Below are 23,826 nucleotides of genomic sequence, written 5' to 3'. Positions count from 1 at the left end.
GTCAATATCAGGGCTGGGGGCTGTCCGGCTCGCAAGACCATAGGTGCAGCGCGAAGCGGCCGGCGCTGTCGGTCCAGTCCGTAACTGGCATCCAGCCACTGGCGCGGGCCATAAGTCGGGCTTCCGCCCGGGTCCATTTATAGCTGTTTTCAGTATGAATATGTTCGCCGGCGGCGAACCGAAAGCCGCGCCCGCCGGCTTCGAAGTGCGTGTCACGGACGGCGACAAGGTGCATCTCGATGCGCCCAAGCGCCTCGTTCCAGATCGCACGATGCCGGAAGTCCTCGATCCTGACAGTGCCGCCCAGCTCGCGGTTGATCCGGTGGAGCAGATTGAGGTTGAAAGCGGCCGTCACGCCTTGGGCATCATCGTAGGCGGCTTCCAGCGTTTCCCGATCCTTGGCAAGGTCGAGCCCGATTAGCAGCCAGCTTTGTTTGCCAAGCGTCGTGGCAAAGCTGCGCAAGAGGTCGATCGCCCCCATCGGTGCCAGATTGCCGAGCGTCGATCCGGGAAAGAACCCCAGGCGAGGCTGGCCGGCGAGGCTCGCGGGGATACGGAAGGGGCGGGTGAAGTCCGCCGCCACCGGCAGCACGGGCAAATCAGGAAATTGGCGGGACAGCGCCGACGCGCTCGATTGCAGGAACTCAGCCGATATATCGACCGGCACATAGGAGGCCGGCGCGATCGCGCGCAGCAGCAGCGGTGTCTTCAAGGATGAGCCGGAGCCAAACTCTATCACCGACCGGCCCTCGCCAACATGATCGGCAATCGTGCCGGCGCGGGCATTAAGGATCTCGATTTCCGCCCGGGTCGGGTAATATTCAGGCAGTTCGGTGATCGCCTCGAACAGCTCCGAGCCCGCCTGATCGTAAAAAAACCGCGCAGGAATGACCTTCTGCGGCAAGTTGAGCCCCTCCCGGACCGCCTCGGCGAAGGCGTCGTCCTGGTCTTGCACCAGCAATGGTTGTGACATCAGGCGTCGTCCCTTGCCAGCCTCAGGCCGGTGAATTGCCAGCGCTGGTGCGGATAGAAAAAATTGCGGGTGGTGGCGCGAGCGCTGCCGCGCGGGGTAGCGCAGCTGGCGCCCCTCAGCACCATCTGGCCGCTCATGAACTTGAAATTAAATTCACCGACTGCGCCTTCGGCGATGCGGAAGCCAGGGTAAGGAAGGTAAGCGCTCGCCGTCCATTGCCAGCAGTCGCCGAACAACGAAGCACTACCCAGCGGCGCCACCGGGCCGGCGCGATCGAGCTGGTTGCCCGCGCTGGCGTCATGGCCGGCGGCGGCGGCCTCCCACTCGGCCTCGGTTGGCAGCCGCGCGCCGGCCCAGCTGGCATAGGCGTCCGCCTCATAATAGCTGATATGTGTTACCGGCGCCTGGGGATCGAGCGGCTGGCGGCCAGAGAGGCCAAAGCTCGACCACCAGCCGTCTTCTGGCTGCCAATGCGCAGGCGCCTCGATGCCCTCGCGCTGCCGCCACGCCCAGCCGTCCGACAGCCACAGCCCGGCCTTGGCGTAGCCGTTGTCGGCGATGAAATCGGCCCAGTCGGCATTGCTGACCAGCGTGTCCGATAGGTTGAAAGGGCGCAGCAGCACGTCGTGCGCCGGTCCTTCACAATCGAAGGCAAAGCCATCACCGTCATGGCCAATGCGAACGATGCCGCCGGCATGCGCCGTCCAGCCCGGCGTCGACCGGGGCCGGCTACCAGTCCGCACCGGATACAGCGCCGGTTCGAGCGGATTGCGCCCCAGCAGGTCGAGCATATCGGTGATCAGCAACTCCTGGTGCTGCATCTCGTGATGGCAGCCAAGTTCGACCAGCACGCGCCGATCCGCCGGCAGATCGTCGATCAGCCGTGCCACCGCCGCATCGACATGGGCGCGCCATTCGAGGATCGCGCCTAGCGCCGGGCGGGTCAACAGCCCCCGCGCATCGCGTGCCAGCCGGGCACCCTTGGCCTCATAATAGCTGTTGAACAGAAAAGCGTAGCGGGCATCGAACGGCTGGTAGTGGCCGATGCCCTCGAGGACAAAGGCCTCGAGAAACCAAGTCGTATGCGCCAGATGCCATTTCGCCGGCGAGGCATCGGGCATAGACTGGGCGCTGGCATCGGCGTCGCTGAGTGGCGCGACCAGTGCCACGCTCAGCCCCCGCACATCATGAAACAGACGCAGCAACGCATCTTTGCTCTCGCCGATGGCCGGATCGGCGGTACGGGGGGCGTTGCTGGCCATGGGTTCTCCTGTCTCGACGTAGAACCTACCGATTGGCGCCGGGTTCCCACAAGATGTCGCCGTCCGCGGCATTGGCACGCCGTGCCAGCACGAAAAGCAGGTCTGACAGACGATTGATGTACTGAAGGGCCGGCGTCGACAGGGCGTCGCCGGTTTCGACCGCCGCCACCGCATCGCGCTCGGCACGGCGACAGATGGTGCGCGCGAGATGCAGCGCCGTCGCGCAAGGCGTGCCAGCGGGCAGGATGAAGCTGGTCAGCGGCGCCATTGCCGCCGTGGCCTCGTCGATCTCGGCCTCCAGCCGCGACACCTGCGCCGGCACGATGCGCAGCGCGCCCTCGATCGCGCCCGGCGTGGCGAGATCGGCGCCGAGGTCGAACAGGTCGTTCTGGATGCGCGCCAGAGCCTGCCCGATCTCGGGCGGGGCGCTCAACCGGGCGAGGCCGATCGCGGCATTGGTCTCGTCGACGGTGCCCACCGCATGAAGGCGCGGATCGGCCTTGGATCGGCGCGAGCCATCGACAAGGCCGGTGCTGCCATCGTCGCCGGTGCGGGTGTAGATGCGGTTCAGCTTGACCATCGCGCTCAGCCCTGGCGGTTGACCAGGAACAGCAGCACGATGAACAGAATCGCCAATGCCTGGAAGGCGACCCGGTAGCTCATCATCTTGTTGGATTTCTTGCCGCCGATATCCTTGCCGCGCGCCATGATGACGATACCGCGTGCCAGGACAGCCAGTGTCGCCACCGCCGCCAGCACCATGAGAATGACCAAAGCTGCCTGCATGGACCCTTCATAGCCTCAGCAGGCGCCGGCCGCCATGCCTAACCCGAGGTTGGCGCCGTCAAGTTGCCGCAGCCATGCGTGACCGTTGCCGCCGCGCCGCCGCGCCGATCAGCCCGAAGCCGGCGATCAGCATCGCCCAGCTCCCCGGCTCCGGAACTTCACTGACCTCGGTCAGGAAGACCAGCGGGTTGCTGACCGAGAACCGATAGGTCGGCAGCGCATTGGCCGCCTGCGGCGTGGTTGCGCTGCCCTGCCGGAAAACCAGCGACACGACATAGGGCGTTGGCGGCGTCGTCGGTTGCCAGAGCAGGAAGGGGTCAGCCTCGGATACCGAGGTGATCAGCGTGGGCGCTGCCGGGTGGGGGTTCTGGGCGGTCACCGGGATCGTCGCGGTGCGTCCGAAGGCGATGCTGGAGAGAAACAGATCGGCTGGCAGCGTGTCGAAATGACTGTACACGGTCTGAACGCCGGCAGCGCCATAGCTGGCACTGTCATTATAGGTGATCTGGTCCAGCCGCGCCGCGGTCAGCGCCGGCCCGGCCTGGACGTTGTCATAGACGAACAGCGAGCCGGTGCTGGAAGGCAGCTGCGCCAGGAATGCGCCGCTGTCGCCGATCTGTATGCCGATCGTGCCGTTGCTGACTACGCCGTCATAGCGCCGACCGGCGCCAACGCCGGCACCCGGCGTCACCAGCGCGGTGCCGAAGGGATCGGCGCTCATGTCGATTGTCCAGCTCGCGACAAAGCCGCTTCCCGTCCCGAACGGCAGCGGCGTCGTCGGCGCGCCGGGAAGTTGAACGAGTGTGCCGACCACCGCGACATCGAAACGGACAGCGGCCGCTGGCGTTGCCCACGCCAATGTCGCCAAGCCGATCGTCGTGAAAACTGCGCGCATCCCTGTCTCCCCCGAAACTTCGGGGCCAGACTTATCTGACGGAAATGGTGTCTGTAAATATAACAGCATCTATACTCGTTAATATTTGTTTTGTCGTCACGCCCTGGTCCCGCATCGAGGCAAGCGTAGCAGCGCCGTCGCGCTTCGACAGCCGCTGGCCGTCGGGCCCCCGCATAAGGGCATGATGCCGATAGCGCGGCACCGGCAGACCGAGCAGGGCCTGCAAAAGCCGCTGTGGATGGGTCGAGGCGCGCAGATCCTCCCCCCGCACTACGTCGGTCACGCCCTGATGTGCATCGTCGACGACGACCGCCAGATGATAGGCAACCCCGGCATTGCGCCGCGCCACCACAATGTCGCCGAGCAGCGATGGCGCCACATCGACCCGGCCCAGTTCAGCATCCTCGAAGACCAGCGGCCCGGTCAACCGCGCCGCACGCGCGGTATCCAGCCGCCATGCGGCGTTGTCAGGCGATGCTGGCCGCGTGCGGCAGGTGCCCGGATAGAGCGGCCCGTCGGGGCCATGCGGCGCATGGGCGGCGGCGGCGATATCGGCGCGCGAGCACTGGCAAGGATAAACCACGCCCAGCGCACGAAGCCGATCGAGCGCCTGACTATAGGCCGCACGGCGCTCGCTCTGCCGAAGCACTTCCCCATCCGGGGTCATCCCCAGCCAGGCCAGATCTTCCAGAATAGCGGCTTCGTGGTCGTCGCGGCAGCGGGCTGCATCAATGTCCTCGATCCGTACCAGCCAGCGACCGCCGCCGGCGCGGGCAAGCTGCCAGCCCAGCCGCGCCGAGGCGGCATGGCCAAGATGCAGCCGCCCGGTTGGTGACGGCGCAAAACGCGTGACAATGTGGCCCATATCCTGTGTTGTCATTTGCCTGACACACGAACTGTAGTATGGAGCGGGCAACCACGGAAACGGCCGCCCGATACAGCGGCCTTGAGTGCGACAGGGCCTGTGGTCTGGGGTAGCGGTTTCCCGCAATGGGAGACGGCGCGACCATGTATCACCCCGATGTACTCTCGCCGCCCGACGCCTGCCCCGCGCTGGTGCTCAACGCCGATTACACGCCGCTCTCCTACTATCCGCTGTCGCTGTGGTCCTGGCAGACGGCGATCAAGGCCGCCTTCCTCGACCGCGTCGACATAATTGCCGAATATGACCGCATCATCCGCAGCCCACGCTTCGAGATGAAGCTGCCGTCGGTGATTGCGCTCAAGCAATATGTCCGCCCCGCCAGCCACCCGGCGTTCACGCGCTTCAACCTGTTCCTGCGCGACAAGTTCGCCTGCCAATATTGCGGCTCGCCCCATGACCTGACCTTCGACCATGTCGTGCCTCGCGCCTATGGCGGCCGCACCACTTGGCAGAATGTGACAACGGCTTGCGCGCCTTGCAACCTCAAGAAAGGCGGCCGCACCCCCGCCGAAGCGCATATGCAGCTCCGCTCGCGTCCCGACCAGCCGAGCACCCACTTGCTGCAGGACAATGGCCGCGCCTTCCCCCCGCACTATCTGCACGAGACCTGGCGCGACTATCTTTATTGGGACAGCGAACTGCTGGCGTAGGAAGCGGGGCCTCCGGCGGCTGGGGGCTCGCGCCCAGACCCCTTTTTTGATTGTGCCATTTATGCCTGCGGCAGCCTCTCGTGTAGCAATTCCTTGAATCTGCGCCCCGCTGTGCGAAGCAATCGCCATGATTTGTCGCGCACTCATTTTGATTGGTTGTGCACTGATTGGCGCGATTGCTAGCGCGGGGCCGTTACCGCCCATTGCGTTTTTCTCAATGGGCTATCGAGAGGCGAAGCTGGCTGACTTTGCAGCCACGCCGCAGGCAAACGCACGGCAGTCAGATAAAAGCGGCTATCTCGCTGTTACAGCTGATTTTGATGGCGACGGCCTAGAGGATGAAGCCCGCATTTTGCTCAATGAGAAAATCGGAACTGCCTATGTTGTTGCGGTTATCGAGTCCCGGGCTAAGGTCGACACCTACGTCTTGTCCCAGATGACTCTGAACGATGCGAAAATGGTCGGTATCTCAATGGCCTCCCCGCTGCACGGTAGTGCTGCCAGAGCATCGGGTGTCACAATATTCAATATTACCAGCGGTGAGGGCGAAGCAATTTACTTCGACGGGGAAGATTTCAGTACGAGAGTAGAGGTGTCAGCAGGGGGTCTCACTTCGCCGCAACGTAATGTGCGCTAGTTGCCCAAATGTATCGTCTGTTGAATAATATAGTCCCTCTAGTCTCATAATGACACGGCCCGCCCGCGGCGGCGACCGCAATAAGATTGGAAGACGGAGCGCAATCTCGTTCATGGGGTCTGGGGGCGAGCCCCCAGCCGCCGGTGGCCACTTCCTCAATCCGCCCGCAGCACCACAGTAATCCCGTCCTGCCACACCTCCGGCAGCGTATCGAGGCGGGCCGCGTCGCGCCGCGCTCGGTCGACGATGGCGGGGGGGACGGGACCGAGGGTGATGAGGGTGTCGCATTGACCCAGCGCGATGAGGGCGTTGGCGGTAAGGTCGCCGGGGTCGGGCGAGGTAACGCGAATGTCGATCTGGCGCGTGACGGCGGGCACGTGGAGACCGGAGACGGCGTCGGGCACGGCGATCTCGGGGTCTTGCGGCGGAGCGAGGGGGTCAAGCGCCGCGCCCGGCGCGAGCAGGCGGTCCCAGAGGCGGCGGCGGTCGCCCGGCGTGGGGTGGGCGGTGGCGGCGAGGGATCGGGCGGCATAGATGGCGCGGGCGAGGCGGCCGAGCCGGTCGGGCAGCAGGGCTTCGAGGCGGGCGCGCAGGGCGCGGGCGAGGCTGGCAGAGGCGCCGCCGGTGGAGACAGCGACGAGGACCGGCGAGCGGTCGATGATCGCGCCCATCAGGAAGTCGCTCATCGCCGGCTTGTCGACGACGTTGACGAGCAGGCCATGGGCGCGGAGTCGGGCGGCGGCGCCGGCGGCCTCGCCGTCATCATCGAGCGCCACAAAGGCTAGCGCGGCACCGGCGGCGGCGTCCTCGCCGACGATGGTGGCACCGGCAGCGGTGGCGAGCCGGGCCTTGGCATCGGCAGCCTCGCCGTTGCCGATGATGACCACGGTGCGGTTGGTGAGGGTGAGGAAGATCGGCAGGCTGTCCATGACCATCTCCATGGCCCAAATCCGGCCGCCGACATAGAGGGCGGCCAGCAGTGATAGGGGCCGTCGCTTGCGCTGGCCAACCGACAACTCTATCGGGTCGCCGAAAGACACGGGGAGCAGCCATGAAGACCAACGTACTGATTTCGGCGGCGTTGCTGCTGCTGCCGGCCGTGGCGGCCGCCCAGACCGCTGCCGAGGCCGAGCGTCTCGAGACCAGCGAGATCATCGTCACCGCCACCCGACGCGCCCAGTTGCTGTCCGATGTGCCGATCGCGGTGACGGCGGTGTCGGCCGACCAGATGCGCACCACCGGCGCCTTCGATATCCGCGGCCTGAACCAGCTGGCGCCGTCGCTTTTCGTCTCGGTGGGGACCAACGAATCGAACACCGGCGCGCGCATCCGCGGTGTCGGTACGGTCGGCGAGAATGCCGGGCTGGAAAGCTCGGTGGCGGTGTTTGTGGACGGCGTCTACCGGCCACGCACTGGCGTGGCGATGACCGAGCTGGGCGAGCTGGACCGGATCGAGGTGCTGCGCGGGCCGCAGGGCACGCTGTTCGGCCGCAATGCGACCGCCGGGCTGATCAACATCGTCACGGCGCTGCCGCAGTTCGAGCCGGGCGCAATGGCCGAGGTGACCTATGGCAGTTACGACCAGCTGCGGCTGGTCGGCTCGCTGACGGGGCCCATTGCCGAGACGGTCGCCTTCCGGCTGGACGGCGTCTGGCACAAGCGGGACGGCTATCTGGTCGACCAGGTGTCGGGCCGCGACCTGTATGATCGGGACCGCTGGCTGGTGCGCGGCCAGCTGCTGCTGAAGCCGCGCGAGGACGTCACGGTCCGGCTGATCGGCGACTATGCCAGCCGCAACGAGGAATGCTGCGCCGCCTCGATCCTGACGCCCGTCACGCAGCGGCAGCGGGACGGCGCCGGCAACGTCATCGACATGCCGAACAGCCTGGTCGCGACGCTGCGCCAGATCGGCGGCATCTACACCCAGGCCAATGACGGCAAGGATTTCTCTCGCTTCGCGGCGCTGACGCCGCGCGAAGGCTTCGGCCAGCGCAGCCGGGACTGGGGCGTGTCCGGCGAACTGACCTGGGACTTCCCGGGCGTCAGCCTGACCTCGATCACCGCCTATCGACAGTGGCGCAACCTCGCCAACCAGGACGGCGACTTTGCCGCGCTGGATATCCTCAAGCGCCGTGACCAGCAGCGTCATTTCGGCCTGTTCACCCAGGAGCTGCGCCTGCAGGGCAAGGCGTTCGGCGACCGGCTGGATTTCCTCGTCGGCGGCTATTTCGCCGATGAGCGGCTGCGCACCGAGGATGATTTCCGCTTCGGCGAGGATATCGAGCGGGTCGGCGCCTGCGTGCTCGCCGAGGGCCAGGCACGCGGCCAGGGCCGGCTCGACATGATCGACACCAGCGACAGCAGCTGCTTCAACCGCACGGTGACGGCGCAGGTGCTGGCCGGGTTGGCACCGGGCGCCACGGCGGACACCATTCGCGGCCTGTCCGGCCTGGGCAGCTTCGCCGGGGCGCTGGGCTATGATCCGCGCGGCGGGCTCTACAATGCCGCCGCCGCCATCGGCTTCACACCGACCGGCAACCTGCTCGCCGGCACCGGCAAGGGTCGCGAGACCTTCCGTCAGACCAGTCGCAACTTTGCGCTGTTTACCCACAATGTCATCAGCCTGGTGCCCGACCGGCTCGAGCTGACGCTGGGCGCGCGCTACACCAACGAGCGCAAGAGCGTCGAGGGCGTGTTTGACATGACCAACGGCTTCTGCGCAGCGCTGCGCGGCAGTTCGCTGGCCTCGCTCGCCGGCATTCCCTGCGCCCTCAACGCCTCGGCCGGCACCGGCTTCTCTGCCGACTCGCCGGGCGCCCGGCGCCGCGAGAACCGGCTGACCGGCACCGCCGTGCTGTCCTTCCGACCGGTACCGGAACTCCTGACCTACGCCAGCTATTCGCGCGGCTACAAGGCGGGCGGGTTCAACCTCGATACCTCCGGCCTGTTGGCGGCAAGCCCCAATGCCGCGCAGCTGAGCTACGAGCCCGAAGACGTCAACGCCTTCGAACTCGGCGCCAAGCTCGACCTCGCGGCGCTCAAGCTCAACGCCGCGCTCTTCTACCAGGGCTTCCGCAACTTCCAGCTCAACACCTTCAACGGCGTCGTCTTCGAGGTGGCCAACATCGGCGGCTGCAAGAACGATCTCGGCGGCCGCGACCGCGATCTCGTCGCCGGCAACTCCGCCTGCCCGGCCGGCCAGCGCGGCTACGGCGTCATCTCCAAGGGCTTCGAGCTGGAAGCCGTGCTCTCTCCGGCGCGTGACCTGACGGTCAGCGGCGGCCTGACCTATGCCGACACCCGCTTCGCCGACCAGCTGACCGGGCGCGACGGCGCTTCGCTGCCGCCGACGCTGTTCCAGCTGCCCGGCGCGCGGCTCTCCAACGCCCCGGCCTATGTGGCGACCGCCAGCCTCGCCTGGACGCCCCCCGTCGCCGGCACCGAACTGTCGACGCTGTTCTACCTCGACCTGCGCACCAGCGCGTCGATCAACACCGGCTCGGATCTCGACCGCGAGAAGCTCCAGCCTGCCTTCACCCTCGCCAACGCCCGCATCGGTCTCTACGGCCCGGGGCGCCGCTGGGGGCTGGAAGTCTGGGCCAACAACCTGTTCGATACCCATTACCAGCAGCTCGCCGCCGACGCCCCGCTGCAGGGCGGCGGCACGCTGGGCGGCGTGGCGCAGGGCCTGCAAGCCGTGGCCAACCAGGTGTTTCTCATGTTTCCGGGCGAACCGCGGACCTATGGGGTGACAGTGCGGACGTCGTTCTAGTAGGCCTCCGGCGGCTGGGGGCTTGCCCCCAGACCCTTTGAGGGCGCTTTCGCTGACTGTCGACGTTTCGGAGCCGGAGGCCCCTACTGCAGGCTCGCGGTCTTCTTCATCGCCCCGGCAACCTCGGGCGGCATGTAGTTCTCGTCATGCTTGGCGAGGATGGTGGTGGCTTGAAATTCGCCTGACACCGGGTCGAAGCGCCCTTCGGCGATCACGCCCTGGCCTTCGCGGAATAGGTCCGGCAGGATGCCGGTATAGCTGACGGTGCGCTGCGCCCTCATGTCGGTGACACGGAAGTGAACGGTCTCCCCCGCGCGAACCAGCGAGCCATCCTCGACCATGCCACCCAGCCGGATATGGTCGGTCGGCAGCGTTTCGGCCAGGTCGGAGGGCGAGTAAAAATAGGTCGCCTTGTCGCCCAGCGTCGAAAAGGCGAGCACGCCGGCCCCGCCCAGCGCGATGAGCGCGCCAATGACGAGGCTGAGCCGCTGATGCTTGGCCTTGAGTTTCATGGCTTCCTCTTCAGCGCTTCGGCGCGGCGTTCGGCACGGCGCATCGCCGTATAGCTCCAGACCAGCAGCGCAATCAGCCCGCCGATGGTGAGGATATAGGATGGCCAGATATAGCTGGCCCAGAGATCGGGTCTGGTGATCATGCAACTGCCTCGGCAAGCCGGCGCGAGCGCGCCTCGACCCGCTGTTCGGCAAGCAGCGCGCGCATCCGCATCAGCACGATCGCGGCGAACAGCAGCGTAAAGCCGCCGACCGAGAGCAGCAGCGGGGTCAGGATCTCCGGCGCCATCGCCGACTTGCCCTGCAGCACGTTGATGCTCGACCCCTGGTGGAGCGTGTTCCACCATTCGACGCTGTACTTGATGATCGGCAGGTTGATGGCGCCGACCAGCGCCAGGATGGACGCCCCGCGCCGCTCCCCGCCGCGCTCGGTCTCCGATGCAGCAAGCGCCAGATAGCCGAGATAGAGGAACAGCAGCACCAGCATCGAGGTCAGCCGCGCGTCCCACACCCAATAAGTGCCCCAGGTCGGCTTGCCCCAGAGCGAGCCGGACATCAGGCAGATGGCCGAGAAGGCCGCCCCGGCCGGTGCGATCGCGCGCGCCGCCACGGTGGCCAGCGGATGCCGCCAGATCAGCGCGGTGGCAGAGGCAATGGCAAGCCCCAGATAGCCGCCCGAGCCGAGCCAGGCAGCGGGAACATGGACATACATGATCCGCACGCTCTCGCCCTGCTGATAGTCCGGCGGCGAGGCGAAAAGGCCGATATACAGGGCGATAATGGTGAGGATGAGCCCGGGCACCAGCGTCAACGGAGTGGCGATGCGGGCGATCCTCAGGAATCGCGTCGGGTTGGCATAGCGGTGCACGTTCCAAGATATAGGCGAGCCACGCCGAACCGGGAAGAGACAAGATGCCTCCCTGTATGGGAGAATATGTGGGAGGATGGGCGCCGGTGGTGGAGAAAAGCCGTTGCGTACATTCGATTTCAGCAGCTTCGGCAGCGTGGTGACGACCCTGATCGGCCTGGCGCTGTTCGCGCTGATCGGCGTCGGCATCAGGCTGGTGGCGATGATGACCATCCAGCAGCGCCGCGAGCGCCAGAACCGCCAGATCAACGAGCGGCTGAAATTGCTGATGGCGGCCTACAAGGTGCTCGGCGGCTCGTTCACCGGCACTCTCACCGTCGACCCGACGCACCGGCGCCAGCTTCGGCAGCGACAGGCCGAGGCCGACGCGCCGCTCGACCTTTCCGACGACGCAGCGGAAGGCTCGGACCGGGCGCGGCGGATTCGCGACGCGGTCGAGGCCGCCCTGTCGGACATCATCCTGCTCGGCACCGAGGCGCAGGTCGCGCTCGCGGCGAAGGCAGCGGAAGAGCTCGTCGCCGGCCGCCCGGTGCCGACGGCCGCGCTTGTCGTGTCGCTGAGGGATTTCATCCGCCAGGCCCTGGACCTGACGCCGGTACCTCCGGGCGTCACCGTCCCGTCCCAAGGCCCGACCCGGCCCGGTGGCGGCGGCAACCGTCCAGGCGCAGGCGGCCGAGCGGGTGGGCGCGGCGGAGCGGGTGGCGGCGGTGGCGGTGGCATGGGGATGGGCGTCGTCGCCGGTCGCTCCGCCGACGACTAGCGGCGGTTAATCGGCCGGTGCAATGTCGAAGTGCAGTACCGCTTCACGCGTTCCCAGCTTTTCGTACAGCGCGATCGCCGGCGGATCGACGTAATCGGCCTGGACATAGATGACCCAGGCGCCGCAGCGGCGGGCGATCTGCCTGAGCGCCGCGATCAATGCCGTGGCGATGCCGCGGCGGCGATACGGCTCCGCCACCGCCAGGTCATAGATGTACAATTCGCTGCGCCGCTGTTCGAGCTTGTCGAGACGATAGGCGACAAGGCCCCCGATCACCGCACCGGCGTCGGTGGCGACCAGCACGACGACAGTGTCGCGCCCTAGCAGTGTCGCCAACCAGTCCGCGCCGGGTGGCGCGCCGCCATAGGTGGTGGGATCGTCAAAGGCCTGGCCGAACAAGCCGTTAAGCTGACGGGCCGCTTCAATGTCGGCCGCGTCGAGACGCCTGATCGGCCAGGTCATGGTCATTCACCGAACATGATGAGGCGACCCGCCATCGGCCTAGCGCGGGGCGATCACCATCAGCATCTGCCGGCCTTCCATCTTCGGCGTCTGCTCGACCTTGGCATATTCGGCCGCATCGTCGCGGACGCGTTCGAGCAGCCGCAGGCCAAGTTCGCCATGGGAAAGCTCGCGGCCGCGGAAGCGGAGCGTCAGCTTGACCTTGTCGCCCTCCTCGATGAAGCGCTGGACGGCCTTCATCTTGGTATCATAATCATGGTCGTCGATGTTCGGACGCATCTTGATCTCCTTGATCTCCTGCGTCTTCTGGTTCTTGCGGGCGGCAGCGGCCTTCTTCTGCGCCTCGTACTTGAACTTGCCGACATCGAGAATCTTGCACACCGGCGGATCGGCACCGGGCGATACTTCGACGAGATTCAGCCCCACTTCGTGTGCGGTGGCAATGGCTTCCTTGGTGTAAAGGACGCCGATATTTTCCCCGTCCTGATCGATGACGCGGACCTTGGGGACAGTGATGAACTCATCATAACGCGGGCCGTTCATCGGCGCGGGCGTGTTCATCATGCGGCGAGGGGGAGCTGGTATGGAAATTCTCCTGCTGATCTAAAGCGGTCTATGTAACCCAGAGCCGCGTCAGGCGGAAGAGGTCAATGCCCCATGGCGGCATGGTCCATGGCATCATGGTCCATAGGCTCAGCCGTCGCGCCTTCCGCCGCCCCGCCGGCTGCCGCCACCGGCGTGCCGCGCTCCGCCAGCCAGCTCTGCATCTCGGCGATCTCGGCCTTTTGCGCCGCGATGATTGCTTCGGCCAGCGCTCGCACCTTCGGGTCCTTGCCATGCTCCAGCACGACATTGGCCATGTCGATCGCGCCCTGGTGATGCGGGATCATGCCGGCCAGAAAGGCCTCGTCAGCGTCAGCCGGAATGGTGTCGCCCATCGCAGCATGCATCCGGGCATTGGCCACCGCATAGGCGGTCTGGGCGGCGTTCATCACCGGGGTCTCGGCCGCAGCCTCCGGCGTCGTCTCGGCGGCCGGGGTGCTCGGCTCCGGCGCGCAGGCGGCGAGCAGGGCGAAAGCGGCGATGGCTGCGAAACGCATCTTATTCTCCTTCAATCTTCAGGTCGGGCGGCGTCGCTTCGCCGCGCAGGAAGGCGATCGCCTCGGCAAGCGACATCACCTTCTGGTCGCCGCCGGCGAGGTTGCGCAGCGCGACCGTGCCTTCCTCGGCCTCGCGCCGGCCGACGACGAGCATCCACGCCGCCTTGGCGAGGCTGTGCTCGCGCACCTTGAGGTTGATCTTCTCGTTCCTGAGGTCGGTCTCGGTGCGGATGCCCGCTTTTTGCAGCGCCGCTGCCACGTCGGCCGCATAACCGTCGGCATCCGAGACGATCGTCGCCACCACGGCCTGCACCGGCGCCAGCCAGGTCGGGAAGCGCCCGGCATAATGCTCGATCAGGATGCCGATGAACCGCTCATAGCTGCCGAGGATCGCCCGGTGCAGCATCACCGGCCGGTGCCGGGCACCGTCCTCGCCGACATAGGCGGCATCCAGCCGCTCGGGCAGGACGGTATCGGTCTGGATGGTGCCGACCTGCCAGGTGCGGCCGATGGCGTCGGTCAGGTGGAACTCCAGCTTCGGCGCATAGAAGGCGCCTTCGCCGGGCAGCTCTTCCCAGCCCCATTCGGGGGTGTTGCGCCCGGTCGCGGCCACGGCGTCGCGCATCGACTGTTCGGACCAGTCCCACATTGCATCGGTGCCGAAGCGCTTCTCGGGGCGCAGCGCCAGCTTGATCGCATACTGATCGAAGCCGAGGTCCTTGTAGACGACATCGAGCAGGTCGCAGAAATCGGCGATCTCGCTGACGATCTGGTCCTCGCGGCAGAAGATGTGCGCGTCGTCCTGGGTGAACTGGCGGACGCGCATCAGCCCGTGCAGCGCGCCATGCGGTTCGTTACGGTGGCAGCAGCCCATCTCCGCCATGCGCAGCGGCAGGTCGCGGTAGCTTTTGATGCCCTGACGGAAGATCAGCACATGCGCCGGGCAGTTCATCGGTTTCAGCGCCATCCAGGACGCCTTTTCGCTGATCACCGGCCCCTCGTCCGATACGTTCGGCACCTCGTCGGGGATGACGAACATGTTCTCGCGATACTTGCCCCAATGGCCGGACTGCTCCCATTGCCGCGAGTCCATGATCTGCGGGGTCTTCACCTCGCGGTAGCCGGCGGCGTCGAGCCGGCGGCGCATATACGCTTCCAGAGCGCGATAGATGGTGAAGCCGCGCGGATGCCAGAACACCGAGCCATGCGCCTCTTCCTGGAGGTGGAACAGGTCCATCTCGCGGCCTATCTTGCGGTGGTCGCGCTTGGCGGCCTCTTCGAGCCGGGTCAGGTGCGCATCGAGCTGCTTCTTGTTGAGCCAGCCGGTGCCGTAGATGCGGCTGAGCATCGCTTTGGACTGGTCGCCGCGCCAATAGGCGCCGGACACACGGGTCAGCTTGAAGGCCTGGGGATCGAGCTTGCCGGTGGAGGGCAGGTGCGGCCCGCGGCACATGTCGAGCCAGTCCTCGCCGGACCAGTAAATGGTCAGGGGCTCGTCGCCAGGCAGCTCGGCCGCCCATTCGGCCTTGAAACTCTCGCCCTGCTGGGTCCAGCGGCTGATCAGCTGTTCACGGCTCCAGACCTCGCGGCGCAGCGGCTTGTCGGCGCTGATGATCGCGCGCATCGCCGCCTCGATCGCCGGCAGGTCCTCCTCGGTGAACGGCCCGCGGCCGGGCGCGGGGGCAAAGTCATAATAAAAGCCGTCGTCGGTCGACGGGCCGAAGGTGATCTGCGTCCCCGGATAAAGCTGCTGCACCGCCTCGGCGAGGATATGGGCATAATCATGCCGCGCCAGTTCGAGCGCGTCCGCCTCGTCGCGCACCGTCACCAGCGCCAGCGTCGCATCGGCCTCGATCGGCCGCATCAGGTCTACGAGCTCGCCATCGACTCGCGCGCCGATCGCCGCCTTGGCCAGGCCGGGGCCAATGCTCGCCGCCACGTCGGCGCCGGTGGTGCCGCGCGCAACCTGTCGCGTGGATCCATCGGGAAGCGTCAACGTGATCGTATCGGACATGTCTTCTGCCTGCAGCGCGCCGGAAGTGGCCGCTGACCCCTGCGGCATGGGCGCGGCCGGCGTCAACTGTTCAGCGTGCTATGGCCCGTGTGTAGAGGTGCCATGTCGCATAGCCGAGTACCGGCAGCGCCACCATCAGCCCGACGAACAACGGCAGCGCCGCCGCCAGCAGGATCAGCGCGACGCGCAGCCCCCAGCCGAGCATCACCACCGGGTTGCGGCGGAACGCCGCCACCGATGTCGCCATGGCGACAAAGGGATCGGCCGGACGGTCAACGACCATCGGGAAGCTGAAGGCGGCGATCGCCAGCGTCACCACCGCAAAGCCCGCCCCCACGGCATTGCCGATGACGATCATCGCCAGCCCCTGCGGCGTGCTGAACAGCGCGCCGAGGAACGCCTCGGGCGTCGCCGGCCCCAACGTGCCGAGCGTGCTTGCATAGATGGCCTGGGCAGCGGCCATCCAGCCGACGAACAGCAGCACCAGCACGCCGCTCAGCACCAGCAGCGCCCCGCGCGGCCGGCCCTTGAGCGGATCGAGGAAATGCGACCAGCCCGACTCGAGGCCGGCCTCGCGGCGGCGCGCCAGCTCGTAAAAGCCGGCCGCCGCGATCGGCCCGACCAGCGCGAAGCCGGCCGCCAGCGGGAAGATCACCGGAAACAGCGCCGCATGAAAAGCCAGCGCCGAAGCCACGATGCCGACCATCACATAGACGAACGGCAGCATCAGCAGGTCGCCGCGTCGCTCCTTGAAGTCGGCCCAGCCGCTGGCCAGCGCCCATCGCAAGTCCGCCGTCGTCAACGGCCGTGTTTCGGGAACGGCATCCATCGATGCCATGGCGGTAGAGGCGGTGCCGGTGCTGTCCATCTCGGTCTCCGGAGGCTGCACGTTGGTCTAACTTTCATACACTTTCCGGCGGCAAATAGCCAACCACCGGCTGCACCACCGCCGCGCACCTGCTAGGGAGCGCCAATGACCAACAGCCCGGATACCTGTTTCCTCGACATCGACGGCGCCCGACTTGCCTTTCGCCACACACCGGGCGACGGCCCGCTGCTGGTGTTCCTGCCCGGCTATATGTCGGACATGACCGGTACCAAGGCGACGACGCTGTTTGACTGGGCCGTCGCCCGCGGCCAGGCCTGCCTGCTGCTCGACTATTCCGGCTGCGGCGCCAGCGGCGGCGCGTTCCTCGCCGGCACGATCAGCCGCTGGACGCGCGATGCACTGGCGGTCATCGATCATGTTGCGCCCGGCCAGCCGGTGCTCCCCATCGGCTCGTCGATGGGCGGTTGGGTCGCCCTGCGTCTCGGCCTCGCCCTGCAATCCCGCCTCGCCGGCCTTGTCGGCATCGCCGCTGCCCCCGATTTCCCGGACTGGGGCCTGTCGATCTCCGACGCCGAGGCCGCCGATCTCGCCACGCAGGGCTGGTTCTCCCGCCCCAGCGGCTACGCCGAGGGCGAATATCTCTATTCCAAGGCATTCCTAGACGATGCCGTCACCAGCCGGATGCTCGCCAGCCCCATCGCGCTGACCGCCCCGGTCCGCCTGATCCACGGCCAGGCCGATGATGTCGTCCCCTTCCAGGTCAGCCTCGACATCGCCGCGCGCCTTACCAGCCCCGACGTTCAGGTCACACTCATCAAAAATGGCGATCATCGCCTCTCCCGGGACGCCGACCTCGCGCTCCTGCTGGCCCAAATCGAGAGCCTGATCCGATGATGCGTTTGCTGTCCCTGCTGGCGCTGGTCGCCGCCCCCGCGCTCGCCGCACCGCTGACCGTGGATGCCAGCCGTTTCGCCGCTTGCTCCACTCTGGCGCAGGCCAACCCCGGCCGCGCCATCGCGACTGCCCAGGCCTGGCGTATCGAGGGCGGCGGCATCCTCGCCCGCCACTGCCTGGCGCTCGCCCAGTTCGAGGCGCGGGACTATCCCGCCGCCATCGCCAGCTTCGAGGGCGCCGCCAAGCTGGCCGAGCAGGCCCCCGACACCAAGGCCCAGGCGCTGGCACTGTGGATCGCCGCCGCCAATGCCGCGCTGCTCGCCAGCCAGCCCGCCCCGGTACCCGGCTTCGTCGACGCCGCGCTGGCGCTCGCACCGACGCCGGCGCAGGCCGCCGGCCTCCAGCTCCTCGCTGCCGAGGCGCTCGTCGACCTCAAGCGCCAGCCCGCCGCCATGGCCGCCATCGACAAGGCGCTGGCGCTCGATCCCGCCGTGCCCGATGGCTGGCTGCTCAAGGCTACACTCGCCCGCCGGATGAACAACCTCGCCGCCGCCGAGGCCGCCATCCTCGAAGCCGCCAAGCGGGACACCGAAAGCGCCGAAGTTCGTTACGAGGCCGGCAACATCGCCGCCGCCTCGGGCAAGCTCGATCTCGCCCGCGCCGCCTGGACCGCGGCCATTTCGATCGATCCCGACGGGGTTGCCGGGCAGGGCGCCAAGGCGGCGCTGGCGGCTAATCCGGCGCGTTTGCCGAAGTAAGGGGCCTCTGGCGGCCGGGGCCTCAGGCCCCGGACCCCACTAATGGGCCAATCCTGCACGAAAATCGGCGTCGCTAAGGGGCGAACCCCTTCATGGGGTCCGGAGCCTGAGGCCCCGGCCGCCGGAGGCCCTTCCCCTACAACCCCTCGCCCTCATCATCCGAATGATATTCGTGCCACAGCCCGTTGACGATGCCGAAGACGACTGCAAGGCCGAGGCCGAGGATCCAGGTGAAATACCACATGTCGCGGTCCTCAATAAAAGTCACTGGAGCTGCGCACCTCGGCGGTGGTCACCCGGCCGAACAGCACGCGGAACACCCAGGCGGTGTATAGCAGCACCAGCGGCAGGAAGATCGCCACGACGATCAGCATGATCCACAGGGTCAGGTGGCTGGACGATGCGTTCCACACGGTCAGGCTGGCGGCCGGCATCATGCTGGAGGGCAGGATGAACGGGAACATCGACAGGCCGACCGTGCTGATCGTGCCGATCACCGCCAGCGACGAGCCAACGAACACCGGCACGTCGGCGCGCCGGCGGATGCCGAACAGCGCGATCAACGGCCCGAGGAAGCCCAGCAGCGGCGCGATCAGCATCCAGGGGTGCATGCTGTAATTGTCGAGCCAGGCGCCGCTCGCCGCTTCGGCGCGGGTCAGCAGCGGGTTCGACGGCCCGTCGGTCACAACCGTGCCGGTCAGCCGGAAGCCGAAGTCACCCCAGGCGACAAAGGCGCCGGCCAGCGCGAACAGCAGGATCGAGGCGATGGCGGCGCCCGTGCCCCAGCGCTTGGCGCGGTCGAGCACCGGGCCATGCTCGATCTTCAATGACAGCCAGCCGGCACCGTGGAGGACGAGCATCGATACCGACAGCAGCCCGGCGATGAGCGCGAATGGGCTGAACAGGTCGAGCAGCGAGCCCGACCAGGTGCTGCGCAGGTCCGAGTCCAGCGCAAACGGCACCCCGGTCAGCACGTTGCCGAGCGCCACGCCGAACACCAGCGCCGGCACGAAGCCGCCGACGAACAGCGCCCAGTCCCAGCGGCTCCGCCATTTCGGATCAGGCCGCTTCGAGCGATATTTGAACGCCACCGGCCGCAGGATCAGCGCCGCCAGCACGAGGAACATGGCCAGGTAGAAGCCCGAGAAGCTGATCGCGTAGACATAGGGCCAGGCGGCGAAGATGGCGCCACCGCCGAGGATGAACCACACTTGGTTGCCCTCCCAGGTGGCGCCGATCGAGTTGATGACCAGCCGCCGCTCCTCGTCGGTGCGGGCGATGAACGGCAGCACCGTGCCCACGCCCAGGTCGAAGCCGTCGGTGAGCGCAAAGCCGATCAGCAGCACGCCGATCAGCAGCCACCAGATCAGGCGCATCGTCTCATAGTCGAAGATCATCGGCAGCATGGCGCTTACTCCGCCGGCAGGGGGATGATGCCGGCCGGTGCCGCATTCGGCGGCGCTGGCAGCGGCGCCGAGCGGTCAGGCCCGTGGCGGATGGTCGACAGCATCAGCCGCACCATGATCACCGCCAGCGTGCCATAAATCAGCGTGAAGCCGATGATCGTGGTCCAGATCTGGCCGATGGTGAGACTGGAGGCGGCGAGGAAGGTCGGCAGCTGGCCTTCCACCACCCAGGGCTGGCGGCCGATTTCGGCCAACATCCAGCCGAACTCGGAGGCCAGCCAGGGCAGCGGGATGATCAGCACCGCCATCTTCAGGAACGGCCCCGGCGAAAAGTCGCTGCGCGAGGCTCGCCAAAAGGCATAGCCGAAGAAGCCTATGAACAGGAAGCCCAGCCCGGCCATGCCGCGGAACAGCCAGAACATCACCGGCACATTGGGGATGGTGCTGTGTGCGGCGAGATCGATCTGGTTGGCGGTGGCGGCGCGCGGATCAGAGACGAAACGCTTGAGCAGCAGCGCATAGCCGAGGTCGGCACTGTGCAGCGCGAACTGCTCGCGCGCCGCGATATTGGCAGGGTCGGTCTTCAGCGTCTCCACGGCATCATAGGCGAGGATGCCGCGCTGGACGCGGACCCGTGCCGTGTCGACGAGATCGTTGATCCCCAGCACCTTGCCGTCGAAGCTGCGGGTGGCGATGATGCCGAGGACCCAGGGCACCTGCACCTCGTAGTTGGTGCGATGATCGGCGACGCTGGGCAGGCCGAACAGCGTCAGCCCGGCCGGGGCGTCGTGTGTCTCCCACAGTGCCTCGAGGCTGGCGAGCTTCATTTTCTGGTTGTCGGTCAGTGCATAGCCCGACTCGTCGCCGAGCACGACGACCGACAGCGAGGCCGCCAGCCCGAACGAGGCTGCCACCGCGAAGCTGCGCCGCGCGACTTCCAGGTGCCGGCCCTTGAGGATGAACCAGGCCGAAACGCCGAGAACGAACACCGCCCCCGTGACATAGCCGGCAGAAACGGTATGAACGAATTTCGCCTGGGCAACCGGGTTCATGATCACTTCCATGATGGAGGTGATTTCCATGCGCATCGTTTCGGGGTTGAAACGACTGCCCACCGGGTTCTGCATCCAGCCGTTGGCGATCAGGATCCACAGGGCAGACAGGTTGGAGCCGATAGCCACCATGAAGGTCACGCCGAGATGCGCCAGCTTGGACAGCTTGTCCCAGCCGAAGAACATCAGCCCGACGAATGTGGCTTCCAGGAAGAACGCCATCAGTCCTTCGATCGCCAGTGGCGCACCGAAGACATCACCGACGACGTGTGAATAATAGGACCAGTTGGTGCCGAACTGGAATTCCATCGTCAGCCCGGTGGCGACGCCGAGCACGAAGTTGATGCCGAACAGCTTCCCCCAGAAGCGCGTCGCGTCGCGCCACACGGCCTTGTTGGTCATCACATAGATGCTCTCCATGATGACCAGCATGAACGACAGGCCGAGCGTCAGCGGCACGAACAGGAAATGGTACATCGCCGTCAGCGCGAACTGCAGACGGCTCATGTCGACAACGGCAAAATCAATCATCACGCACCCAAATAAGGGTGTCTGGCGGCCCTGGCACGATGCCGCCCCGGCACCTGTTGCAACTGCGCCGGCCATAGACCCAACGCAGCCCACCGCCAAGCGGTACCGCGCGTGAGCCGTCGTCGCACCCGTCGCAACGCCGGCCCGATGGGCCTGTCGACCGCCGCCTCGCGGGCCGCGCTCGGCTGGTGGATGGCCGACATCGCCGGCGCTGCGCTGTTCGCTGTCGGGCTGGCCAGTGCGGTCGCGGGCTGGTCCGGGCCGGCGCGGACGATCCTGCTCGGGGTTGCGGCGATGGCCGGGGCCGGCCTGCTGCGGGCGTTTGCGCAGGCGATGGCGGCCGATGTCGGCATGGCGGCGGCGCACCGGATGAAGGCCCGGCTTCGCGCGCTGCTGCTGCCGCGACTGTTTGCCACGGCCTTTATGCGCGGCCGCATGGCAGGCGAGGACACCGCCCGTGCCGTCGATACTATCGAGGCGACGGAAGGGTTTACCGCACGGTACCAGCCCCTGCGCCAGGCCGCGGTGATCGCGCCGCTGATCGTCGCCGGAGTGGTGGCGCTGGCCAGTCCGATCGCGGCGGCGATCATGCTGGCGACGCTGGTGCCGTTCGTCTTCGGCATGATTCTCGCCGGCACGGCGGCCGGTGCGGCGGCCGACCGGCAGCTCGGCGCCATCGGCCAGCTGAACGGGCTGTTCCTCGATCGGCTGCGGGCGCTGCCGGAGATCCGCAGCTTCGGTGCCGAGGGCCGTGTCGCCCGCCAGCTTGCGGTCGCCAGCGACGAGGTGTCGCAGCGCACGCTGGCGCTGTTCCGTATCGCCTTCATCTCCGGCGGCGTGCTGGAGTTTTTCGCCAGCCTGTCGCTGGCGCTGGTCGCCGTCTATTGCGGCTTCAACCTGCTGGGCACCTTGCCGATCGACGTGCCGGAGACGCTGACCCTGTTCGCCGCCTTCTTTGCGCTGGCGCTGGCGCCGGACTTTTACATGCCGATGCGCCGGCTGGCGGCCGCCTACCATGACCGGCAGACCGGCGAGGCCGCGCATCTGGCGTTGTCCGAGGAGCTGCCGCCGCTCCCGGCCCTGCCACCACCCGCCGGCTTTAGCGGCCTCGATATCGAGTCGGCGGAGATCGCCTGGCCCAACGGCGCGGTGCTCGGGCCTTTTTCCCTGCACGTGCCGACTACCGGGCTGGTGGCGGTGATCGGTCCCAGCGGCTGTGGCAAGTCGAGCCTGCTCGCCGCCGTCGCCGGGCTGCGGCCGCTGTCGGCCGGCGCGCTGCGCTGGGATGCCGGGGCGCCGGCGCCTGCGGCCTGGGCGGGGCAACGGCCATTGGTGCTCGCCGGCACGCTGGCCGAGAATATCGCGCTGGGCCGGCCGGACGCGCCGCTGGCTGAACTCGAGGCCGCCGCCCATGCCGTTGGTCTGACCGGCCTACTGACGAAGCGGGGGCTTCACGGTCGCCTTGATGCCGAGGGTTCTGGCCTGTCGGGCGGCGAGCGCCGTCGCCTCGGACTGGCCCGGGCGCTGGCCTCGGGCCGGCCGCTGATGCTGCTCGACGAGCCGACCGCCGACCTGGACCGGGAAACGGCCATGGCGATCATCGCCACCATCGTCGAGTTGGCCAAGACCCGCGCCGTGCTGGTCGCTACGCATGATGAGCAGCTGGCGACGATGGCCACGCACCGATTGGTGATGGCATGACCGTCGCCGGCCTGCCACTGCCGGCCGCGCCGGTGCCGATGGCACCCGACGTCGCGGCAATGCTGGCCGCCGCCCAGGCGCGGCGCAAGCGCGGCCTGCGTCGGGCCTCGCTGTCGGCGGTGCTGGCGGCGCTCTCAGGCGTGGCCTTGCTCGGCTTTTCCGGCTGGTTTCTCGCCGGCGCGGCGCTGGCGGGGGCAGCCGGCGGCGCGGCGTTGCAGAGTTTCAACTATCTGATCCCCTCGGCCGCGATCCGGCTGGCCGCCATCTCGCGTACCGGGGGGCGCTATCTGGAACGGCTGCTGGCGCATGAGGCGGCGCTCGGCGCGCTGGCCGAGGTCCGTGTCAGCCTGTTCGGCCGGCTTGCCGGGCTCGATCCGCGCCATGTGAGCGGCCTGTCCTCGGGCGAGGGCGCGGCGCGGCTGACCAGCGACGTCGATGTCCTCGAGGACCAGGTCATTCGCACCCCGGCGCGCCCGGCGGCGATCGCCGGCGGCGTCATGGCGGTCGGCCTCGCGGCCTTTTCCGGGCCGTTCGCGGCGCTGGTGCTGGCGCTCGGCCTGGCGGCGCTGCTGCCGATGGCGCGCTGGCTGTCGGCCCGCCGCGTCGATGCCGCTGCCGCCGAGGCCGGCGAACGTGCCAGCCGGCTCAAGGCGGCGGTTGCCGACCAGCTCGCCGCCAGCGCCGAGATCGCCGTCTACGGCCTGGCCGACCGGGTATCCGCCGCGCTCGGCGAACAGGCGCGGACCATGGACCAGGCGCGCCGCCGGATGGCGCGCGGTGAGGCATTGGTCGCCGGCCTGTTGATTGCGGCCGGCCCGCTGCTGGCCGCCGCCATGCTCGTGCTGGCCCGGATGTGGGGCACGACCGCACCGCGCGCCGCGCTGGCTGCGCTCGCTGCCGCCGCGGCCACCGAAGCGCTGGGCGGCTGGGTCCGAGCGCGGGCACGGCAGGCGGGAATTGCCGCCGCCAGTGCGCGGCTGGCGGCGCTGGCCGGGTTGGAAGCGCCCGCGCCGGCCATTGTCCGTCCGTCCGGAATGGC

The 23,826-nt window shown here is 67.5% G+C and carries 25 protein-coding genes and 1 pseudogene; 8 read left to right on the top strand and 18 right to left on the bottom strand.

The genetic code is table 11. From position 1 onward, the window contains the following. Positions 1-7: 7 nt before the first annotated feature. Genes egtD through gluQRS form a run of 6 tightly spaced genes read right to left on the bottom strand, consistent with a single transcriptional unit; the run spans position 8 to position 4,781 of the window. Entirely contained in the window at positions 8-973 is a 966-nt protein-coding gene (gene egtD / locus ACTIFJ_RS05225; RefSeq protein ID WP_439533035.1) for an L-histidine N(alpha)-methyltransferase, read from the bottom strand. Then, a complete protein-coding gene (gene egtB, locus ACTIFJ_RS05220) occupies positions 973-2,235 on the bottom strand; it encodes an ergothioneine biosynthesis protein EgtB (protein WP_439533034.1) in 1,263 nt (420 codons plus the stop codon). Before egtB ends, egtD begins: the two co-directional genes overlap by 1 nt. A gap of 25 nt (positions 2,236-2,260) precedes the next feature. Then, the gene (locus ACTIFJ_RS05215) at positions 2,261-2,815 is read right to left on the bottom strand and encodes a cob(I)yrinic acid a,c-diamide adenosyltransferase (protein WP_439533033.1); all 555 of its coding nucleotides are present in this window, start codon (positions 2,813-2,815) and stop codon (positions 2,261-2,263) included. A gap of 5 nt (positions 2,816-2,820) precedes the next feature. Next, a complete protein-coding gene (locus ACTIFJ_RS05210) occupies positions 2,821-3,021 on the bottom strand; it encodes a twin transmembrane helix small protein (protein WP_439533032.1) in 201 nt (66 codons plus the stop codon). Positions 3,022-3,079: 58 nt separating this feature from the next. Continuing rightward, positions 3,080-3,916, bottom strand: coding sequence for a PEPxxWA-CTERM sorting domain-containing protein (locus ACTIFJ_RS05205; protein WP_439533031.1), 837 nt, complete (start codon positions 3,914-3,916; stop codon positions 3,080-3,082). 31 nt (positions 3,917-3,947) lie between these two features. After that, entirely contained in the window at positions 3,948-4,781 is an 834-nt protein-coding gene (gene gluQRS / locus ACTIFJ_RS05200) for a tRNA glutamyl-Q(34) synthetase GluQRS (protein ID WP_439533053.1), read from the bottom strand. A gap of 143 nt (positions 4,782-4,924) precedes the next feature. On the opposite strand from gluQRS, the gene ACTIFJ_RS05195 reads away from it, so the two are divergent. Both ACTIFJ_RS05195 and ACTIFJ_RS05190 read left to right on the top strand, forming a co-directional pair. Beyond that, a complete protein-coding gene (locus ACTIFJ_RS05195; protein WP_439533052.1) occupies positions 4,925-5,491 on the top strand; it encodes an HNH endonuclease in 567 nt (188 codons plus the stop codon). Positions 5,492-5,618: 127 nt separating this feature from the next. Then, on the top strand, positions 5,619-6,128 hold the full coding sequence (locus ACTIFJ_RS05190; protein ID WP_439533030.1) for a hypothetical protein: 510 nt from the start codon (positions 5,619-5,621) through the stop codon (positions 6,126-6,128). 155 nt (positions 6,129-6,283) lie between these two features. Here ACTIFJ_RS05190 and ACTIFJ_RS05185 read toward each other — a convergent pair whose 3' ends face one another. Then, on the bottom strand, positions 6,284-7,069 hold the full coding sequence (locus ACTIFJ_RS05185; protein ID WP_439533029.1) for a precorrin-2 dehydrogenase/sirohydrochlorin ferrochelatase family protein: 786 nt from the start codon (positions 7,067-7,069) through the stop codon (positions 6,284-6,286). A 110-nt stretch (positions 7,070-7,179) separates the two neighbouring features. Here ACTIFJ_RS05185 and ACTIFJ_RS05180 point away from each other — a divergent pair, with 110 nt between their 5' ends. Continuing rightward, positions 7,180-9,900: a TonB-dependent receptor gene (locus tag ACTIFJ_RS05180; protein ID WP_439533028.1), complete on the top strand. Its 2,721-nt coding sequence runs from the start codon at positions 7,180-7,182 to the stop codon at positions 9,898-9,900. A gap of 83 nt (positions 9,901-9,983) precedes the next feature. On the opposite strand, the gene ccmE is transcribed toward ACTIFJ_RS05180, so the two are convergent. The 3 genes from ccmE to ACTIFJ_RS05165 are packed head-to-tail and all read right to left on the bottom strand — an operon-like array spanning position 9,984 to position 11,280. Next, positions 9,984-10,412 (bottom strand): cytochrome c maturation protein CcmE, encoded by a 429-nt coding sequence (gene ccmE / locus ACTIFJ_RS05175; protein ID WP_439533027.1) that lies wholly within the window; start codon positions 10,410-10,412, stop codon positions 9,984-9,986. Next, complete coding sequence (gene ccmD / locus ACTIFJ_RS05170; protein WP_439533026.1) at positions 10,409-10,555, bottom strand: heme exporter protein CcmD; 147 nt, start codon at positions 10,553-10,555, stop codon at positions 10,409-10,411. Before ccmD ends, ccmE begins: the two co-directional genes overlap by 4 nt. Next, on the bottom strand, positions 10,552-11,280 hold the full coding sequence (locus ACTIFJ_RS05165) for a heme ABC transporter permease (RefSeq protein ID WP_439533025.1): 729 nt from the start codon (positions 11,278-11,280) through the stop codon (positions 10,552-10,554). Before ACTIFJ_RS05165 ends, ccmD begins: the two co-directional genes overlap by 4 nt. A gap of 103 nt (positions 11,281-11,383) precedes the next feature. On the opposite strand from ACTIFJ_RS05165, the gene ACTIFJ_RS05160 reads away from it, so the two are divergent. After that, a complete protein-coding gene (locus ACTIFJ_RS05160; RefSeq protein WP_439533024.1) occupies positions 11,384-12,040 on the top strand; it encodes a hypothetical protein in 657 nt (218 codons plus the stop codon). A 6-nt stretch (positions 12,041-12,046) separates the two neighbouring features. Here ACTIFJ_RS05160 and ACTIFJ_RS05155 read toward each other — a convergent pair whose 3' ends face one another. The 5 genes from ACTIFJ_RS05155 to ACTIFJ_RS05135 all read right to left on the bottom strand — a co-directional run bounded on the left by ACTIFJ_RS05155 (position 12,047) and on the right by ACTIFJ_RS05135 (position 16,505). Then, positions 12,047-12,508 (bottom strand): AAC(3)-I family aminoglycoside N-acetyltransferase, encoded by a 462-nt coding sequence (locus ACTIFJ_RS05155; RefSeq protein WP_439533023.1) that lies wholly within the window; start codon positions 12,506-12,508, stop codon positions 12,047-12,049. Positions 12,509-12,541: 33 nt separating this feature from the next. Further along, complete coding sequence (gene infC, locus ACTIFJ_RS05150) at positions 12,542-13,066, bottom strand: translation initiation factor IF-3 (protein ID WP_439533022.1); 525 nt, start codon at positions 13,064-13,066, stop codon at positions 12,542-12,544. A gap of 83 nt (positions 13,067-13,149) precedes the next feature. Next, positions 13,150-13,602, bottom strand: a complete 453-nt coding sequence (gene copM / locus ACTIFJ_RS05145; RefSeq protein ID WP_439533021.1) for a CopM family metallochaperone — start codon at positions 13,600-13,602, stop codon at positions 13,150-13,152. 1 nt (position 13,603) lies between these two features. Further along, a complete protein-coding gene (gene thrS / locus ACTIFJ_RS05140; RefSeq protein WP_439533020.1) occupies positions 13,604-15,616 on the bottom strand; it encodes a threonine--tRNA ligase in 2,013 nt (670 codons plus the stop codon). A 70-nt stretch (positions 15,617-15,686) separates the two neighbouring features. Then, entirely contained in the window at positions 15,687-16,505 is an 819-nt protein-coding gene (locus tag ACTIFJ_RS05135; protein ID WP_439533019.1) for a DUF2189 domain-containing protein, read from the bottom strand. An 84-nt stretch (positions 16,506-16,589) separates the two neighbouring features. Here ACTIFJ_RS05135 and ACTIFJ_RS05130 point away from each other — a divergent pair, with 84 nt between their 5' ends. After that, the gene (locus ACTIFJ_RS05130; RefSeq protein WP_439533018.1) at positions 16,590-17,339 is read left to right on the top strand and encodes an alpha/beta fold hydrolase; all 750 of its coding nucleotides are present in this window, start codon (positions 16,590-16,592) and stop codon (positions 17,337-17,339) included. Further along, positions 17,336-18,097 (top strand): hypothetical protein, encoded by a 762-nt coding sequence (locus ACTIFJ_RS05125; RefSeq protein WP_439533017.1) that lies wholly within the window; start codon positions 17,336-17,338, stop codon positions 18,095-18,097. Before ACTIFJ_RS05130 ends, ACTIFJ_RS05125 begins: the two co-directional genes overlap by 4 nt. 136 nt (positions 18,098-18,233) lie before the next feature. Here the strand turns inward: ACTIFJ_RS05125 and cydX are convergent, their stop codons facing one another. Genes cydX through ACTIFJ_RS05110 form a run of 3 tightly spaced genes read right to left on the bottom strand, consistent with a single transcriptional unit; the run spans position 18,234 to position 21,083 of the window. Continuing rightward, entirely contained in the window at positions 18,234-18,341 is a 108-nt protein-coding gene (cydX, locus tag ACTIFJ_RS05120) for a cytochrome bd-I oxidase subunit CydX (RefSeq protein WP_439533016.1), read from the bottom strand. 10 nt (positions 18,342-18,351) lie between these two features. After that, a complete protein-coding gene (gene cydB / locus ACTIFJ_RS05115; RefSeq protein WP_439533015.1) occupies positions 18,352-19,503 on the bottom strand; it encodes a cytochrome d ubiquinol oxidase subunit II in 1,152 nt (383 codons plus the stop codon). A gap of 5 nt (positions 19,504-19,508) precedes the next feature. Then, the gene (locus ACTIFJ_RS05110; protein WP_439533051.1) at positions 19,509-21,083 is read right to left on the bottom strand and encodes a cytochrome ubiquinol oxidase subunit I; all 1,575 of its coding nucleotides are present in this window, start codon (positions 21,081-21,083) and stop codon (positions 19,509-19,511) included. A 114-nt stretch (positions 21,084-21,197) separates the two neighbouring features. Here ACTIFJ_RS05110 and ACTIFJ_RS05105 point away from each other — a divergent pair, with 114 nt between their 5' ends. Further along, positions 21,198-22,787: an ATP-binding cassette domain-containing protein gene (locus ACTIFJ_RS05105; RefSeq protein WP_439533014.1), complete on the top strand. Its 1,590-nt coding sequence runs from the start codon at positions 21,198-21,200 to the stop codon at positions 22,785-22,787. Next, positions 22,784-23,826 (top strand): annotated as a pseudogene (locus ACTIFJ_RS05100) (ABC transporter); the annotation flags it as partial. The gene ACTIFJ_RS05105 and the pseudogene ACTIFJ_RS05100, both read left to right, overlap by 4 nt.

Origin of the sequence: Polymorphobacter sp., from assembly GCF_051860865.1 — a bacterium.
GTDB lineage: Bacteria > Pseudomonadota > Alphaproteobacteria > Sphingomonadales > Sphingomonadaceae > Sandarakinorhabdus.
The sequence above is the reverse complement of the archived record's forward strand: the minus strand, read 5'-3'. Positions and strand labels throughout refer to the sequence as shown.

Bases quoted from the DNA above. Each gene is read 5' to 3' on its own strand.
- egtD (WP_439533035.1), bottom strand. From the start codon at position 973: ATGTCACAACCATTGCTGGTGCAAGACCAGGACGACGCCTTCGCCGAG.
- egtB (WP_439533034.1), bottom strand. From the start codon at position 2,235: ATGGCCAGCAACGCCCCCCGTACCGCCGATCCGGCCATCGGCGAGAGC.
- ACTIFJ_RS05215 (WP_439533033.1), bottom strand. From the start codon at position 2,815: ATGGTCAAGCTGAACCGCATCTACACCCGCACCGGCGACGATGGCAGC.
- ACTIFJ_RS05210 (WP_439533032.1), bottom strand. From the start codon at position 3,021: ATGCAGGCAGCTTTGGTCATTCTCATGGTGCTGGCGGCGGTGGCGACA.
- ACTIFJ_RS05205 (WP_439533031.1), bottom strand. From the start codon at position 3,916: ATGCGCGCAGTTTTCACGACGATCGGCTTGGCGACATTGGCGTGGGCA.
- gluQRS (WP_439533053.1), bottom strand. From the start codon at position 4,781: ATGGGCCACATTGTCACGCGTTTTGCGCCGTCACCAACCGGGCGGCTG.
- ACTIFJ_RS05195 (WP_439533052.1), top strand. From the start codon at position 4,925: ATGTATCACCCCGATGTACTCTCGCCGCCCGACGCCTGCCCCGCGCTG.
- ACTIFJ_RS05190 (WP_439533030.1), top strand. From the start codon at position 5,619: ATGATTTGTCGCGCACTCATTTTGATTGGTTGTGCACTGATTGGCGCG.
- ACTIFJ_RS05185 (WP_439533029.1), bottom strand. From the start codon at position 7,069: ATGGAGATGGTCATGGACAGCCTGCCGATCTTCCTCACCCTCACCAAC.
- ACTIFJ_RS05180 (WP_439533028.1), top strand. From the start codon at position 7,180: ATGAAGACCAACGTACTGATTTCGGCGGCGTTGCTGCTGCTGCCGGCC.
- ccmE (WP_439533027.1), bottom strand. From the start codon at position 10,412: ATGAAACTCAAGGCCAAGCATCAGCGGCTCAGCCTCGTCATTGGCGCG.
- ccmD (WP_439533026.1), bottom strand. From the start codon at position 10,555: ATGATCACCAGACCCGATCTCTGGGCCAGCTATATCTGGCCATCCTAT.
- ACTIFJ_RS05155 (WP_439533023.1), bottom strand. From the start codon at position 12,508: ATGACCATGACCTGGCCGATCAGGCGTCTCGACGCGGCCGACATTGAA.
- infC (WP_439533022.1), bottom strand. From the start codon at position 13,066: ATGATGAACACGCCCGCGCCGATGAACGGCCCGCGTTATGATGAGTTC.
- copM (WP_439533021.1), bottom strand. From the start codon at position 13,602: ATGCGTTTCGCAGCCATCGCCGCTTTCGCCCTGCTCGCCGCCTGCGCG.
- thrS (WP_439533020.1), bottom strand. From the start codon at position 15,616: ATGTCCGATACGATCACGTTGACGCTTCCCGATGGATCCACGCGACAG.
- ACTIFJ_RS05130 (WP_439533018.1), top strand. From the start codon at position 16,590: ATGACCAACAGCCCGGATACCTGTTTCCTCGACATCGACGGCGCCCGA.
- ACTIFJ_RS05125 (WP_439533017.1), top strand. From the start codon at position 17,336: ATGATGCGTTTGCTGTCCCTGCTGGCGCTGGTCGCCGCCCCCGCGCTC.
- cydX (WP_439533016.1), bottom strand. From the start codon at position 18,341: ATGTGGTATTTCACCTGGATCCTCGGCCTCGGCCTTGCAGTCGTCTTC.
- cydB (WP_439533015.1), bottom strand. From the start codon at position 19,503: ATGCTGCCGATGATCTTCGACTATGAGACGATGCGCCTGATCTGGTGG.